Source organism: Micromonospora wenchangensis (assembly GCF_002210435.1).
Taxonomy (GTDB): Bacteria; Actinomycetota; Actinomycetes; order Mycobacteriales; family Micromonosporaceae; genus Micromonospora; species Micromonospora wenchangensis.
Window position 1 is genome coordinate 19,951 of the sequence record NZ_MZMV01000027.1, and the last position, 14,669, is coordinate 34,619.

The following is a 14,669-nucleotide window of genomic DNA, read 5'->3' on the forward strand; positions in this document are numbered from 1 at the left end:
AGCGGCTTTAGCCCGACAGACCACAGTTGCGGCGCAGCCCAGGCCGGTCCGAGGAGTTCCAGACGTGCACAATCGTTCATCTCTCCGCCATTCCCCCCTCTGCGTCGCACTGCTGGTGGTCGGCCTGACCGCCTGCGGTACGGATTCCGGCGGCGGCACGGCCTCGCAGCCCACCACCGGTGGCGCGTTGACCTACGCCACCCCGGTCGAGCCGGACTGCCTCGACCCCGCGGTCAGCGCCCGTGACGTCACCGCGCTGGTCGACCGCAACATCTTCGACTCGCTGGTGCAGCAGAAGCCGGACGGGTCGTTCCAGCCGTGGCTGGCCGAACGGTGGGAGACGGCGGCCGACGGCCGTTCCTACACCTTCCACCTGCGTACCGGGGTGCGCTTCCACGACGGCACCCCGCTCGACGCCGGCGCGGTGAAGGCGACCCTCGACCACGCCGTCGACCCAGCCACCGAGTCCCGCTACGCCGCCGGGCTGATCGCCGGCTACCAGGGGACGGAGGTGGTCGACCCGCACACCGCCGTCGTCCGGCTGGACCGCCCCAACGCCTCCTTCCTCCAAGCCCTGAGCGCGCCCTACCTGGGCATCCAGTCGCCCCGGGCGTTGCAGGGCGACCCGGCGGGCCGGTGCGACAAGCCGGTCGGCTCCGGGCCGTACCGCTTCGTCAAGTGGGAGAAGAAGGTCGGCGTCGAGCTGAGCCGCAACCCCGACTACGCCTGGCCCCCGAAGGACGCCGGACACACCGGACCCGCCCGGCTCGACTCGCTGAAGATCACGTTCGTGCCGGAGGACACCGTCCGGGTCGGCGCGTTGACCAGCGGTCAGGTGCAGGCCGTCGCCAGTGTGCCGCCGGGGAGGGCGAAGACGCTGGGCGGCACCGTGCAGGTACTCAGGGCCGAGTCCCCCGGGGCCCCCTACACCATCTACTTCAACTCCGCGCCGGGCACCGTCCTGGCCGACGTCCGGGTCCGTCAGGCGCTGCGCCGCGCGGTCGACCTCGACCAGCTCGTCAAGGCCGTCTACTTCGGGCAGTACCAGCGGGCCTGGAGCCCGTTGACGCCGGCCACCCCGTTCTACGACGACGCCACCAAGGGGGCGTTCACCTTCGACCAGGCCGAGGCCAACCGGCTGCTCGACGAGGCCGGCTGGACCACCCGCGACGGGGCGGGCTACCGGGTCAGGGACGGCAGGCGGCTCACCCTGCGCTGGCCGCACACCGCCGACATGGAACGTGACCAGCGCGGCCTGATCGGGCAGGGCGTACAGGCGCAGGCCCGGCAGGTCGGCATCGAGATCCAGTACACCCAGGTCGACCAGGGCACCATCGGCGAGCTGATCGGCAAGCGGGCCCTCGACCTGTTCGACGTGAGCTTCACCCGCCCCGAACCGGACATCCTGCGGTACTTCTTCGGCACCGACTCCACCCTGGAGAAGGGTGGGGGCAACATCTTCGGCCTCGACATCCCCGGGCTCGACAAGCTCCTCACCGGTGGCGTGAGCACCCTGGACCAGGCCGAACGCACCCGGCTCTACGCCGACGCGCAGCGCTACGTGGTCGACAACGCGATCTCCCTGCCGGTCTACGTGCCCACCAGCCTGGTCGGGGTGACCCGGGACGTGCACGGCATCGAGTTCGGGGCGGGCGCGTACCCGCTGTTCTACGACGCCTGGATCGCCAGATGATTTCCGCGCTGCGATGGCTGCTCCGCCGGCTCGCGCTCGCCGTGCTGGTCGTCCTCGGCGCCGCGACGGTCGCCTTCGCGGCGCTGCACCTGGCGCCGGGGGACCCCGTCCGGGCGGTCATCGGGACCCTCAACCCCAGCCAGGACCTCGTCGACCGGGTACGCGTCGACCTCGGCCTGGACCAACCGCTGGCGACCCAGTACGGGCAACTGCTGGGCCGGCTCGTCACCGGTGACCTCGGCGAGTCCTACCAGCTGCACCGGCCGGTGGCCGAGGTCATCGCCAGCGAGATCGGCTGGACGGCGCAGCTCGCGATGGCGTCGCTGGTGCTGGCGCTGGCACCGTCGGTGCTGCTGGCCGTCACCACGGCGGGCCGACGGCCCGCGCTGCGCCGGCTCTCCACCGTGCTGGAACTGATCACCGCATCCAGTCCGACCTTCTGGATCGGCACGCTGCTGCTGGCCGTCTTCTCGTTCCGCCTGCGGCTCTTCCCCGCCGCGGGCGGCGACGGGATCGAGGGGCTCGTGTTGCCGGCCGCCGCCCAGGCCGTCGGGCTGATCGGCATCTTCACCCAGGTGCTGCGGCAGAGCATGGAGCGCGCGCTCGACGAACCCTTCGCGCTCAGCGCCCGGGCCCGGGGCACCGGCGAGACCGCGCTGCGGTTACGGCACGCGTTGCGCCACGCCCTGATCCCCGTCGTCACCCTCTCCGGCTGGATCACCGGTGCGCTGTTCAGCGGTGCCGTGGTGGTGGAGACGGTGTTCAGCCGGCCGGGACTCGGTCGCACCCTGGTCACCGCGATCCTCGGCCGGGACCTGCCGGTGGTGATCGGGGTCGTAGTGGTGGCCGCCGCCCTGTTCACCCTGATCAACCTCGTGGTGGACCTGCTCTACCGGGTCGTCGACCCCCGGCTGCGGGAGCAGGCGGCATGACCACGCTCCTCACCCCCGTCGCCGCGACGCTCCCGAGGGCCCGTCCCGCGCTGATCGCCGCCTGGGCGGTGCTCGGGCTGCTGGCCCTGGCCGCCCTCTGGCCCGACCTGCTGGCCACCGCGCCGCCGGACGCGGTCGACCCCGCCTCGGCGCTCGCCCCCATCGGTCCGGACCACCCGTTCGGTGCCGACCAGCTCGGCCGGGACGTCTACAGCCGGGTCGTCCACGGTGCCCGGTTGTCCCTGCTCATCGGCCTGGGCGCGACCACGATCGCGGTGTCCGTCGGCGCGCTGCTCGGCGTCCTGGCCGCAACCGCCGGGCGGACCGCCGACGAGGTGCTGATGCGGATCACCGACGTGCTGCTCGCCTTCCCCGGGCTGCTGCTGGCGCTGCTGGTCATCGCCGTGCTCGGACCGGGCCCGGTAAACACCACGATCGCCCTGGGGCTCGCCGCCGTGCCGGGCTACGTGCGGCTGAGCAGGGGGCAGGCCCTCGTGGTCCGCGAGTCGGGGTACGTGCGGGCGGCCGTCGTGCTCGGCCGCTCCCGGGCGGCGATCTTCTTCCGGCACGTGCTGCCGAACGCGCTGCCGCCCGTGCTGGTGTTCGCCACGGTGGACATCGGCACCGCGCTGATGGCGAGCACCTCGCTGAGCTTCCTCGGCCTGGGCCCGCAGCCACCGACGCCGGAGTGGGGTTCGATGCTGGCCGAGGGTCGGGACTACCTGGACAGCGCGTGGGGCCTGACCGTCTTCCCCGGCCTGGTGGTCACCGTCGCGGTGATCGCGTGCTACGTGGTCGGCGCGCACCTGCGCGCCCGCTTCGAGGGGAGGACGCCGGGTGGCCGGTGAGCTGGTGTCCGTGGCCGGGCTGCACGTGGAGTACCGGGTCGGCCGCACGGTCGTGCCCGCCGTACGCGGGGTCGACCTGCACCTGCGGCCCGGCGAGTGTCTGGCCGTGGTGGGCGAGTCGGGGTCGGGCAAGACCGCCATCGCGAAGGCGCTGGTCGGGCTGACCGGACCGGGCTCCCGGGTGCGCGCCGACCGGCTCGTCGTCGGGGGCCAGGACGTCAACGGGCTCACCGACCGTGGGTGGCGTCGGGTACGCGGGGCCCGGGTGGGACTCGTCCTCCAGGACGCGCTCACCTCCCTGGACCCGGTACGCCCGGTCGGTGCCGAGATCGCCGAGGCGGTCCGCAACCACCGCGTCGTCGGCCGGCGTGCGGTGGCCGCCCGGGTCCGGCAACTGCTCGCCGATGCCCAGGTGCCGCAGCCCGAGTTGCGCGCCCGGCAGTACCCGCACCAGCTCTCGGGTGGGTTGCGCCAACGGGCGCTGATCGCCGCCGCGATGGCCGCCGACCCGCCGGTGCTGGTGGCCGACGAACCCACCACCGCCCTGGACGTGACCGTGCAGGCGCGGGTGCTGGACCTGCTGGCGGCGCGGAAGGCCGAGGGCACCGCGGTGCTGTTGATCAGCCACGACCTGTCCGTGGTGGCCCGGCTGGCGGACCGGGTGGCGGTACTGCACGACGGGGTGGTCGTGGAGACCGGCGACACGGCCGAACTGTTGCGCGCGCCCACGCATCCGTACACCCGGCGGTTGCTCGCCGCCACGCCGACCGCCCATCGGCGCGGGGCGCGACTGGCCGGGCCGCGGACGACGCCGGCGCGTGTCCGCTCGCCCCGCCCCACCGGCGTGGTGGCCGAGGTGAGCGGGGTGTCGAAGGTGTTCCGGGGGCCGGACCGGCAGCCGCACCGGGCGGTGTCGGACGTGTCGTTCACGCTGTCGGCGGGTGAGATCCTCGGCGTGGTGGGCGAGTCCGGTTCCGGCAAGAGCACCCTGGCCCACCTGCTGTTGGGCCTGCTGGAACCGGACTCCGGCCGGATCGGGCTGTTCGGCCGGCCGTGGTCGGGCGTGCCCGAGTCACGGCGTCGCCGGGGGCAGGTGCAGTGGGTGCAGCAGGACCCGCTGGGCTCGTTCGATCCGCGCTACCGGGTCAGCCGGTTGATCGAGGAAGCGGGCGCGGACCGGGCCCGGGTGCACGAACTGCTGGACCAGGTCGGTCTGGACCGGACGCTGGCCGACCGCCACCCCGCCACCCTCTCGGGTGGGCAGCGGCAGCGGGTCGCGATCGCCCGGGCGCTCGCCCCGTCGCCGGAGGTCATCGTCTGTGACGAGCCGGTGTCCGCGCTGGACGTGTCGGTGCAGGCGCAGATCCTCGACCTGTTCACCGACATCCGTGCGGATCTCGGCACCGCGATCGTGCTCATCAGTCACGACCTGGGGGTGGTGCACCACGTGGCGGACCGGGTGCTGGTCATGCGCGACGGGGAGGTCGTGGAGAGCGGTGAGGTGACGGAGGTCTTCGCCCAGCCCGCGCACCCGTACACCCGTGAGCTGATCGGCGCGCTCCCCCGCCCCCAGGACGCCTACGCCGGCCAACCCGAAGGAGTCACATGACCGAGACCTGGTCCGCGGTGGTCGAGTCGCCGCAGTACCCACAGCAGCGCACCTGCCCGTACCGGCCGGCCACCGAGCACCACCGGCCGGTCACCCCGGTCCGGTTGTACGACGGCCGGCCGGCCTGGCTCGTCACCGGCCACCGGGAGGCCCGCCAGGTGCTGCTGGACGCGGCGACGTTCTCCTCCGATCGGCAGCACCCGGCCTTTCCGGCGCTCGCCCCGCGCTTCGAGGCGGCCCGGAAGGTGCGCAACTTCATCGGCATGGACCCGCCGGAACATACCGGGCAGCGGCGGATGCTGATCTCCAGCTTCACGGCCAAGCGGGTCGCCACGCTCCGACCCGCGATCACCGAGATCGTGGATCGTCTCCTCGACGACGTGGTGGCCCGTGGGCCGGGGGTGGACCTGGTGCCCACCTTCGCCCTGCCGGTGCCCTCGGTGGTGATCTGCCACCTGCTCGGCGTCCCGTACGCCGACCACGAGTTCTTCGAGCAGCAGTCCCGTCGCATCGCCTCCGGCACCTCCACCGCGGCGGAGAGCGCCGACGCGTTCGGCCAGCTCAAGCGCTACCTCCACGGGCTGATCGAGGCAAAACGGGGTGCCGACGGCGAGGATCTGCTGGACGTCCTCGTCGCCGAGCAGGTGCAGACCGGTGCCCTGGACCCCGGTGGGCTGGTCGATCTCGCCCTGCTGCTGCTGGTCGCCGGGCACGAGACCACGGCGAGCGCGCTGGCGCTCGGGGTGGTGCTGCTGGTGGAGCAGCACGGTGGGGCCGATGCCGCGGACCCGGCCCGGGTCGCAGCGGTGGTCGAGGAGGTGCTGCGGCAGACCGCCGTGGCCGACGGTGTCGCCCGCTTCGCGACCCGCGACGCCGAGGTGGGTGGGGTTCGCGTCGCGGCGGGCGAGGCCGTGGTGGTCGGGCTGTCGGCGGCCAACCACGACCCGTCGGTGTTCCCCGATCCGGAACGGTTCGACCCGGCGCGGGCGGCTCGTCACCACGTGACCTTCGGGCACGGCGTCCACCAGTGCATCGGCGCGAACCTCGCGCGGGCGGAGTTGGAGATCGCCCTGTCGCGGTTGTTCACCCGACTGCCGACGCTCGCCGTGGCCGTACCCGCCGAGGAGTTGGGCAGCAAGGATGCGGGAGGGGTGCAGGGTGTCCAGCGACTTCCGGTCACCTGGTGACCGGGTCCACGTCAGCGTGGACCCGTCCCGATGCGTCGGCGCGGGTCACTGCGTGCGTACCGACCCCACCGTCTTCGACCAGTCCACGCAGGGCACGGTGCGGCTGCGGCGCGACGACCTGCCGGCCGACCACGCCGAGGCGCTGACCGAGGCGGCGGCCCTGTGTCCGGGCCGGGCGATCACCGTACGCTGACCGGGGTCGTGGTGACGCCCGGATGGCGTGCCGCGGCACCGCCCGGTGCGGGGTCGCGCGGCGGGGTGCTGCGGTGCAGCGTCGTGGAGAACTGGTCGACGACCTGTTCCAGGGCGACGGCGGCGGCGGGGGCGACGACCAGGGTGCCGTCCCCGTCCACGGCGAGATCCTTGTCGAGGACGAACCAGCCCTGCACGATGTGGGCGGCCCCCATGGCGCTGAGCACCGGGCGCAGCGCGTAGTCGATGGCCAGCACGTGGGCCGTGCTGCCGCCGGTGGCCAGCGGCAGCACGGTCTTGCCGGCCAGCGCGTACTGCGGCAGCAGGTCGAGCAGGCACTTCAACAGCCCGGAGTAGGCGGCCTTGTAGATCGGGGTGCCGATCACCAGCCCGTCGGCCTGCGCGAACAGCTCCGCCACCCGGACGATCACCGGATGCCGCGGGTCCGCGCCGAGCAGTACGTCGGCGGGCAGGGTCCGGACGTCCAGGGGAACGACCTGGTGCCCCTGGCCGGCGAGCCGGACGTCCAGGTGACGCAGCAGCCGGCCGGTGCGCGAGGTGGCGGAGGGGCTTCCGGAGACGGAGAGCACGGTGGGCATGCCGGGGCCTTTCAGCAGTGGCGGGTGGGCCGGGCAGGTCCACCGGGGGCGCTGCGGACCCGCGGCACCGCGTGATCCGATCTTCGCGCAGGGAGCCGGTCGGCACATCCGAGAAACCACGTACATCCCCGAAAACCGGTGCCGACGGTTAAGGTCGGCTTTGCCGGGACCGACCACGATGGACCCCATGTGTCGGCAGCAGATCTCCCGGTCGGCCCGGTGCCTACGGCCCGCGCGCCGTGGGGTGGCCGCGTCGGGTGGTCCACGCCCACGCCGGGGGGTGACCGGGTGACCGGCTACCTAGACCGGGTCCCCGACCCACGGGACAGGTGCCGGCTGTTCTGCTTCCACCACGCGGGTGCGGGCGCGTCGACGTTCGCCGGGTGGGCGCAGGCGCTCGGGCCACGGATCGCGGTGTACCCGGTCCAGCTGCCGGGGCGGGAGGGGCGGGTCGCCGAACCGGCGTTCACCGACTTCGGCCGGCTCGTCGACGGGGTCGCCGCCGCCCTCGCCCCGTGGCTCACCGGCCGGTACGCGCTGTACGGCCACAGCATGGGTGCGGCGCTCGCCGCCGCGCTGGCCCGGCGGCAGGTGCTGCGCGGCCAGCCACCGATAGCGTTGCTGGTCGCCGCGTATCCGGACCCCCGGACCGGGCCGCCGCTGTCGGTGGCCGGCCTCGACGACGGGGAGGTGATTGAGCTGCTGGTGCGCACCGGCGGAATGTCCGAGGTGCTGCGCCGGTACCCCGAGTGGGCCGGCGCGGCGGTCCGGCTGCTCCGCGCCGACCTGGCGGCGCTGCACACCCAGGGTCCCGCCCCGGACCACCCGCTGCCGATCCCGATCCGGGCGTACGCCGGCAGCGCCGACCCGTTGGTGCATGCTCCGGCGGTCGCCGGGTGGGCCGGGCACACCACCTCGTCGTTCCGGCTCCGGACCCTCCCCGGCGGGCACCTGTTCCATCTGGAGTCCGGTGCCGCGTTGCGCGCCGACATCGGTGCCGCGCTCGGTGCGCTCGGTGCCGAGCGGTCCTCCGCGCCCGGCAGCGGGTGAGACGCGTCGCGTCCGGTCAGTCGATGTCGATGACGGCCTTGCCGGCGACCTGCCGGCCGAGTAGCGCCTCGATCGCCTGGTCGATCCGTTTCCAGGAGTCCCGCCAGCCGACCGGTACGGTGATCGCGCCCGTGCTGACGAGGCCGAGCAGGACCGTCAGGTCGGGGCCGGCGTGGGCGGCGTCGCCGAACGACTGGAGCCGCTTCGGCGGCCCCGGCGCGAAGATCGAGTTGGGTGGGAACACCGCCGGTTCGCCCGATGCCCAGCCGATGCTCTGCAGCGTCCCGCCGGGCCGGAGCAGCCCCCAGGCGGTGACCAGGTGCTCCCCGCCGACGGTGTCCAACACCACGTCGACCGGCTCGTCGACCCGGTCCAGCCCGACCACCACCTGGTGCGCCCCGAGTTCGCGCAGCCCCTCACCGCGTGCGGGTGCGCCGACGGAGGCGGTGACGTGCGCGCCGCCGAGCCGGGCGAGTTGGACCGCGAGCCGGCCGACGCCGCCGGACGCGCCGGTGACCAGCACCCGGCGGCCGAGCAGGGAGCCGGCCGCCCGCAGTGTCCGCAGGGCGGTGATGCCCACCATGGGCAGCGCGGCGGCCTCGGCGAGGTCGAGCCCGTCGGGGACGACGGCGACGCTGTCGGCGGCGAACACCGCCCGCGGGGCCCACGCGCCGAGGCCGAAGGCGACGACCCGGTCCCCCAACGCCGGCCCGGCACCGTCCGTGGTCTGAACGACGTGCCCGGCCGCGTCGTAGCCGAGCACCGCGCCGGCGGGTTGGAAGCCCAGGTAGCGGACCTCACCGAAGTTCACCGAGGCGTGCCGGACCTCGACCAGCACCTGTCCGGGCTCCGGCACCGGCTCGGGCACCTCGGCGAACTGGAATCCCTCGGTGGTCCCGGGGGCGGCGATCAGTGCCTGCACGGTACGACCTCCCACAGCACGAAGTGGACCATTGGCCTGTGTGGCCCTGTCGCACCATAAGCCACTTAGAGCTGCATATCGGTCCAATGCCACGACACGCCAGTAATCATGCGGTGGCACCGCCCCCGCCCCGGCCGCCTGACCAGGGGTGATCTGCCGGGCCACCGGCGAGGGACGGGCCCGGCTGGCACATCTTGCGACCGCTTGCGAGGCTAGGAGCCGTGTATGACTACGACCTGTTGGTGCTGGGCTCCGGGCCCAGCGGTCAGAAGGCGGCGATCGCCGCCGCGAAGCTCGGTAGGCGGGTCGGCATCGTGGACCGCCGCGACATGATCGGTGGGGTGTGCATCAACACCGGCACCGTCCCCTCCAAGACGCTGCGGGAGGCCGTGCTCTACCTCACCGGCCTGAGCCAGCGGGACCTCTACGGCAGCAGCTACCGGGTCAAGGAGGAGATCACCGTCGGTGATCTGGCCGCCCGGACCCAGCACGTGATCAGCCGGCAGACCGACGTCATCCGCAACCAGCTCGCCCGCAACCGGGTCGCGTTGATCACCGGGACCGGCCGGTTCGCCGACCCGCACTCGATCTGGGTGGACGGCGGCTCCGGGCACGAGTCGAAGATCACCTTCGACAAGATCGTCATCGCCGCCGGCACCCGCCCGGCCCGGCCGGACAGCGTCGACTTCGACGACCGGACGATCGTCGACTCCGACGGTGTGATCAACCTCCAGGCCGTGCCGCGCAGCATGGTGGTGGTCGGCGCGGGCGTGATCGGCATGGAGTACGCCTCCATGTTCGCCGCGCTCGGCACGAAGGTCACCGTGGTGGAACGCCGCGACGGGATGCTCGACTTCTGCGACGAGGAGATCGTCGAGTCGCTCAAGTACCACCTGCGCGACCTGTCGGTGACGTTCCGCTTCGGCGAGGAGGTCGCGGCGGTCGAGAAGCACGAGACGGCCGCGCTGTGCATCCTCAAGAGCGGCAAGAAGATCGTCGCGGACACCGTCATGTACTCGGCCGGCCGGCAGGGGCAGACCGACGACCTGGCCCTCGACGCGGCCGGGCTGGAGGCCGACCGGCGCGGCCGGATCGCGGTGGACGAGCACTACCGCACGAGCGTCGAGCACATCTACGCGGTCGGTGACGTGATCGGCTTCCCGGCGCTGGCGTCCACGTCGATGGAGCAGGGCCGGATGGCGGCGCTGCACGCCTGCGGGGAGCCGGTGCGCGAACTCCAGGAGTTGCAGCCGATCGGGATCTACACGATCCCGGAGATCAGCTTCGTCGGCAAGACCGAGGAGGAGCTGACCAACGCCGCCACCCCGTTCGAGGTCGGCGTCGCCCGCTACCGCGAGCTGGCCCGGGGGCAGATCGTCGGCGACTCGTACGGCATGTTGAAGCTGCTCGTGTCGCCGCAGGACGGCCGGCTGCTCGGGGTGCACGTGTTCGGCACCGGCGCGACCGAGATAGTCCACATCGGGCAGACGGTGATGGGCTGCGGTGGCACGGTCGACTACCTGATCGACACGGTCTTCAACTACCCGACCCTGTCCGAGGCGTACAAGGTCGCGGCGCTGGACGCGTCCAACAAGATCCGCAACATCACCCGCATCGACGGGTGACCCGCCGGCCGTCGCGGGCCCGGCGTCGGGCCCGCGGCAGCCGGTGGGCACGGTCACCGGCCGGGTACGCGAGGTGGCTGGCGGCCGCCGACGCCACTACCCTCGACGGGTAGCCAACCGCCGATCGACAGGGTCCGCCGCGTGATGCCGAGAAGTCCCACCGTGGACGGGCAGTCACCGGGTGACAGCCGCCGCCGGAGCCTCGGGGCGCTGCTGCGGCGGGTGCATCTCGGTGGTCCGGTGTCGCGGGCCGGGCTGGCCGAGTGGCTGGGCGTCAACCGCAGCACGGTCCTGGCGCTCACCACGGAACTGGTCGCGGCCGGCCTGGTGCGGGAGGGCTTCCCCGAGCTGACCGGGCGGGCCGGCCGGCCGTCCCTGGTGGTCCGGCCGGCCGCCGACCGGGTGTACGTGCTCGCTTTCGACATCGCGGTGGACCGGCTGGTCGCGGCCCGGGTGGGGCTGGGCGGGCAGATCCAGGACCGGCGCGAGGCGCACCGGGCCCGCGCGGGCGCCGACCTGGACACCGTCGTGGGCGTGCTGGCCGGTCTCGGGCGGCAGTTGCACGCCACGGCGGCGTCGGGGGCGACCTGCGTCGGGGTCGGCGCGTCGTACTGCGGGATGATCCGGCCGGGCGACGGGATGGTGCGCTTCGGGCCGGACATGGGCTGGGTGGACCAGGCGTTCGGCGCGGAACTGGCCCGCCGGCTCGACCTCGGGCTGCCGGTCCTGGTCGGCAACGAGGCCCACCTGGGCGCGCTGGCCGAGCACCAGCGCGGGGTGGGCGTCGGGGTGGACAACCTGGTCTACCTGCACGGCGACGTGGGGGTGGGCGGCGGGATCATCGTCGGTGGCGAACTGCTCGGCGGCGACGGCGGGTACGGCTCCGAGGTCGGTCACATGCTGGTCAACCCGTACGACGGCAGACCGTGCGGGTGTGGTTCGCGCGGTTGCCTGGAGGCGGAGGTCGGTGAGCGGGCGCTGCTCGACGCGGCGGGCCGGCCCGCCGACCGGATCGGTCGGGGCGCGGTCCGGGAGGTGGTCGACGCGGCGGACCGCGGCGACCCGGCGGCCCGGGAGGCGCTGCGGACCGTCGGCGACTGGCTCGGCATCGGGGTGGCGAACGTGATCAACCTGTTCAACCCCGGCATGGTGATCTTCGGCGGGATGCTGCGGGAGGTGTACCGGGGCTCGGCGGCGCACGTACGGAGGCGGATCGCCGTCAACGTCCTGCCGGTCTCGCGTACCCGGGCGCAGCTGCGGGTGTCCGCCCTCGGCGACGACGCCACCCTGGTCGGCGCGGCGGAACTCGGCTTCACCCGGCTGCTCGCCGATCCGCTGGGGACACCGGTCGGCTGAGCGGCCGACCGAAAAAACCGGTTGGCGGGAGCGGTCCGGTGGGCCAGGCTGACGGGCATGGCGTACTGACGGACACCTCCGCATCCCGCCCGCCCGTGCCGCGCCGCCGCCGCGCGCCATCGTGCCGCCGGCTGCCATCGCGCCGCCGCTGCCATCGTGCCGCCGCTGCCGTCCGTCGTTCCCGTCACCCGAAACGAGCGTCCGTGTCCCCACACCATTCCCCGCCGTCCCCGACCACGGCCACCGTCACCGTCCTCGCCTCCCCCGAGAGCTGGATCGAGTCCGACGCCGTCCGGCAGTGCCACCAGGTGGCCGTCCTCGACGGCATGCGGCACGTCGCCGCCATGCCCGACCTGCACCCGGGCAAGGGCGCCCCGATCGGCGCGGCGATGGCCTCGACCGTGCTCTACCCGCACCTGGTGGGCTCCGACATCGGGTGCGGCATCGCCGTCTTCCCGATCGGCCTGAAGCGGGCCGTACCCGAGCGGATCGCCGCCCGGTTCCCGGACCTGGACCGGTCGCCGGACCCCGACGACCCGGCCTGGGCCGTCGCGCCCGGCGAGCCGCCCGCCGGTCACCTCGAAGGGCTCGGCACGGTCGGTCGGGGCAACCACTTCGTCGAACTGGCCCGGATCGACACCGTCCTCGCGGCGGACCACGCGACCCGGCTCGGGCTCGCCGCCGGCGACCTCGTGCTCATCGTGCACAGCGGGTCGCGGGGGCTGGGCGAACGGATCCTGCGGGCCCACACCGGGGCGCACGGCGCGGGGCCGGCCCCCGACCCGGCCGGCTACCTGGCCCGGCACGACGAGGCGGTCCGCTGGGGCGCGCTCAACCGACGGGTGCTGGCCGCCCGGGTCGCGCACGCGCTGGGGGCCGCGCCCGCCGAGCCGGTCGTCGACCAGTGTCACAACCTGGTCGAGGTCCGCGACGGCGAATACCTGCACCGCAAGGGGGCGGCCCCGGGCGACGGCCGGGACGTGCTGGTCGCCGGCACCCGGGGCACCCCGTCGTACCTGGTGGCCGGGCACGCGGGCCCGGCGGCCAACCACTCCGTGGCACACGGTGCGGGTCGCAAGATGTCCCGCGCCGACGCGCTGCGCCGGGGTCGGGCCAAGCACACCGTCGCGCAGTTGCGGCGTACGCCGGTGGGTTCGCTGGTGGTGTGCGGCGACCGGCAACTGCTGTTCGAGGAGGCGCCGACGGCCTACAAGCGCATCGAGCAGGTGGTCGCCGACCTCGTCGCGCACGACCTGGCCACCCCGGTGGCGAGCACCGTCCCGCTGGTCACCTACAAGACGCCCGACCTCGGGCCGGCCCACCGGGACGGTCGTCGGCGGGGCCGGGAATGAGCGTCCACCTGCTCCTGTCGGCCGGGCGCGGCCCACAGGAGTGCGCCTGGGCGGTGGCCCGGCTGCTGGACCGGTTGGCGGCCGACGCCGCCCGGCACCGGGTGGGCAGCCGTGTGGTCGAGTCCGTCGCCGGCGACCGACCGGGCACCTACCGGTCGGTCCTGGTCCGGCTCGACGGGCCCGACGGGGCGACGTTCGCCGCCGGGTGGACGGGCACCCTGTGCTGGCAGGCGCCCAGCCCGTACCGGCCGGGGACCGGTCGGAAGAACTGGTACGTCACCGCCCGACCGTGCCGGGTGGACAGCCCGACCACCGCGTTCGTCGAGGCCGACGTGCACGTGGTCGCCTGCCGCACCGGTGGACCGGGCGGTCAGCACCGGAACAAGGCCAGCACGGCGGCGCGGGCGACCCACCGCCCCTCCGGCACCGTCGTCGTGGTCGACACCGAACGGCAGTTCTTTCTCAACCGCGCCGCCGCCCTGCGGTTGCTGCGGCAGCGTCTCGCCGAGGACGACGCGCGTGCCGGCCGCGCCGTCACCGCCGCCCGCCGACGCCTGCACGACGAACTCGTCCGGGGCGACGCGGTGCGGGTCGAACGTCCCCGGCCGCCCGGCGCGACCGGGGCCCGGGTCAGGAGCCGTTCCGCAGGTCGGCCAGCCGGTCGCGGGTGAAGCGGATGTCGTCGAAGACGACCCGGCAGCCGTCGCCGGTGGGCGACTGCGCCTCCAGGCCGATCCTGGCGGCGGTGGCCGCGCCGTCGACGCTGAAGTACCTGACCATCCGCCAGGTCCGTCCGTCGACCGAGGCGTGGTACGCGAACGCGTGGTCGATCCGGGACACCCGCAGCCAGACCGTGCGGGCGTCGACGACGAAGGCGTTGGCGTCGTCGGCGACGCCCCGGGCGACCACCGAGACGATCATCGGTTCGCCGTCGGGAGAGAGCTCGAAGCAGAGCTTGCCCCAGTGCCGCTCGTCGACCCAGAGCAGCAGCACCCCGGCGTCGTAGGTGGCCGCGAAGTCGACGGTGACCCGGGCGCTGAACTGGAAGTCGCCGTCCGGGGGCAGGCCGAGCAGGGTCGCCGCGTCGAGCGTCGACCCGGCGACCGGGTCGCCCCCCGCCGGGTCGATGAAGATGTCGCTGCGCGGGGCCGCCGACCCGGTCACCACGCCGTCGCCCTCGGCGATCGTCCACGCCGCCTCGGGCGACGGTGACACGGCGAACGGTAGACCCGGGACGTTCCGGCTGGTGGTGGTCATGGCGTCGATTATCTGCCGGGCCCCCCGCGCACGTTGCCCCGGTGGTG

14 protein-coding genes are annotated in these 14,669 nt (G+C 73.8%); 11 read left to right on the forward strand and 3 right to left on the reverse strand.

Features of this window, described 5'->3' with window-relative positions; translation table 11 throughout:
• Window positions 1-64 precede the first annotated feature (64 nt).
• From B5D80_RS17135 to B5D80_RS34380, 6 genes are read left to right on the forward strand one after another with little or no spacing between them, the layout of a single operon-like run.
• The gene (locus B5D80_RS17135) at window positions 65-1,693 is read left to right on the forward strand and encodes an ABC transporter substrate-binding protein (protein ID WP_158224200.1); all 1,629 of its coding nucleotides are present in this window, start codon (window positions 65-67) and stop codon (window positions 1,691-1,693) included.
• On the forward strand, window positions 1,690-2,625 hold the full coding sequence (locus B5D80_RS17140) for an ABC transporter permease (protein ID WP_088644890.1): 936 nt from the start codon (window positions 1,690-1,692) through the stop codon (window positions 2,623-2,625). Before B5D80_RS17135 ends, B5D80_RS17140 begins: the two co-directional genes overlap by 4 nt.
• Window positions 2,622-3,473, forward strand: coding sequence for an ABC transporter permease (locus B5D80_RS17145; protein ID WP_088644891.1), 852 nt, complete (start codon window positions 2,622-2,624; stop codon window positions 3,471-3,473). The genes B5D80_RS17140 and B5D80_RS17145 overlap by 4 nt, the downstream gene beginning before the upstream one ends.
• Window positions 3,463-5,082, forward strand: coding sequence for a dipeptide ABC transporter ATP-binding protein (locus B5D80_RS17150; RefSeq protein WP_088644892.1), 1,620 nt, complete (start codon window positions 3,463-3,465; stop codon window positions 5,080-5,082). The genes B5D80_RS17145 and B5D80_RS17150 overlap by 11 nt, the downstream gene beginning before the upstream one ends.
• Complete coding sequence (locus tag B5D80_RS17155; protein WP_088644893.1) at window positions 5,079-6,269, forward strand: cytochrome P450; 1,191 nt, start codon at window positions 5,079-5,081, stop codon at window positions 6,267-6,269. Before B5D80_RS17150 ends, B5D80_RS17155 begins: the two co-directional genes overlap by 4 nt.
• A 52-nt stretch (window positions 6,270-6,321) precedes the next feature.
• Entirely contained in the window at window positions 6,322-6,462 is a 141-nt protein-coding gene (locus tag B5D80_RS34380) for a ferredoxin (protein ID WP_245854682.1), read from the forward strand.
• Here the strand turns inward: B5D80_RS34380 and ssuE are convergent.
• Window positions 6,449-7,060, reverse strand: a complete 612-nt coding sequence (gene ssuE / locus B5D80_RS17165) for an NADPH-dependent FMN reductase (RefSeq protein WP_088644895.1) — start codon at window positions 7,058-7,060, stop codon at window positions 6,449-6,451. The genes B5D80_RS34380 and ssuE overlap by 14 nt on opposite strands.
• Window positions 7,061-7,348: 288 nt before the next feature.
• On the opposite strand from ssuE, the gene B5D80_RS17170 reads away from it, so the two are divergent.
• Window positions 7,349-8,110 carry a thioesterase II family protein gene (locus B5D80_RS17170; RefSeq protein WP_158224201.1) on the forward strand — a complete coding sequence of 254 codons (762 nt, stop codon included), beginning with the start codon at window positions 7,349-7,351 and terminating at the stop codon, window positions 8,108-8,110.
• A gap of 16 nt (window positions 8,111-8,126) precedes the next feature.
• On the opposite strand, the gene B5D80_RS17175 is transcribed toward B5D80_RS17170, so the two are convergent.
• A complete protein-coding gene (locus B5D80_RS17175) occupies window positions 8,127-9,032 on the reverse strand; it encodes a zinc-binding dehydrogenase (protein ID WP_211291544.1) in 906 nt (301 codons plus the stop codon).
• Window positions 9,033-9,253: 221 nt separating this feature from the next.
• On the opposite strand from B5D80_RS17175, the gene sthA reads away from it, so the two are divergent.
• The 4 genes from sthA (at window position 9,254) to prfH (ending at window position 14,036) form a co-directional block, all read left to right on the forward strand.
• The gene (gene sthA / locus B5D80_RS17180) at window positions 9,254-10,657 is read left to right on the forward strand and encodes a Si-specific NAD(P)(+) transhydrogenase (protein ID WP_088644897.1); all 1,404 of its coding nucleotides are present in this window, start codon (window positions 9,254-9,256) and stop codon (window positions 10,655-10,657) included.
• Window positions 10,658-10,801: 144 nt separating this feature from the next.
• Complete coding sequence (locus B5D80_RS17185) at window positions 10,802-12,013, forward strand: ROK family transcriptional regulator (protein WP_088644898.1); 1,212 nt, start codon at window positions 10,802-10,804, stop codon at window positions 12,011-12,013.
• Between the two features lie 203 nt (window positions 12,014-12,216).
• Window positions 12,217-13,365, forward strand: coding sequence for an RNA ligase RtcB family protein (locus B5D80_RS17190; RefSeq protein WP_088644899.1), 1,149 nt, complete (start codon window positions 12,217-12,219; stop codon window positions 13,363-13,365).
• On the forward strand, window positions 13,362-14,036 hold the full coding sequence (gene prfH / locus B5D80_RS17195) for a peptide chain release factor H (RefSeq protein ID WP_088644900.1): 675 nt from the start codon (window positions 13,362-13,364) through the stop codon (window positions 14,034-14,036). Before B5D80_RS17190 ends, prfH begins: the two co-directional genes overlap by 4 nt.
• On the opposite strand, the gene B5D80_RS17200 is transcribed toward prfH, so the two are convergent.
• Entirely contained in the window at window positions 13,996-14,622 is a 627-nt protein-coding gene (locus B5D80_RS17200; protein WP_088644901.1) for a DUF1349 domain-containing protein, read from the reverse strand. The two genes, prfH and B5D80_RS17200, sit on opposite strands and share 41 nt — an antisense overlap.
• Window positions 14,623-14,669: the final 47 nt, after the last annotated feature.

Excerpts from the sequence above, each read along its gene's own strand:
- B5D80_RS17145 (WP_088644891.1), top strand. The coding sequence starts at position 2,622 with ATGACCACGCTCCTCACCCCCGTCGCCGCGACGCTCCCGAGGGCCCGT.
- prfH (WP_088644900.1), top strand. The coding sequence starts at position 13,362 with ATGAGCGTCCACCTGCTCCTGTCGGCCGGGCGCGGCCCACAGGAGTGC.
- B5D80_RS17185 (WP_088644898.1), top strand. The coding sequence starts at position 10,802 with ATGCCGAGAAGTCCCACCGTGGACGGGCAGTCACCGGGTGACAGCCGC.
- ssuE (WP_088644895.1), bottom strand. The coding sequence starts at position 7,060 with ATGCCCACCGTGCTCTCCGTCTCCGGAAGCCCCTCCGCCACCTCGCGC.
- B5D80_RS17200 (WP_088644901.1), bottom strand. The coding sequence starts at position 14,622 with ATGACCACCACCAGCCGGAACGTCCCGGGTCTACCGTTCGCCGTGTCA.
- B5D80_RS17140 (WP_088644890.1), top strand. The coding sequence starts at position 1,690 with ATGATTTCCGCGCTGCGATGGCTGCTCCGCCGGCTCGCGCTCGCCGTG.
- B5D80_RS17155 (WP_088644893.1), top strand. The coding sequence starts at position 5,079 with ATGACCGAGACCTGGTCCGCGGTGGTCGAGTCGCCGCAGTACCCACAG.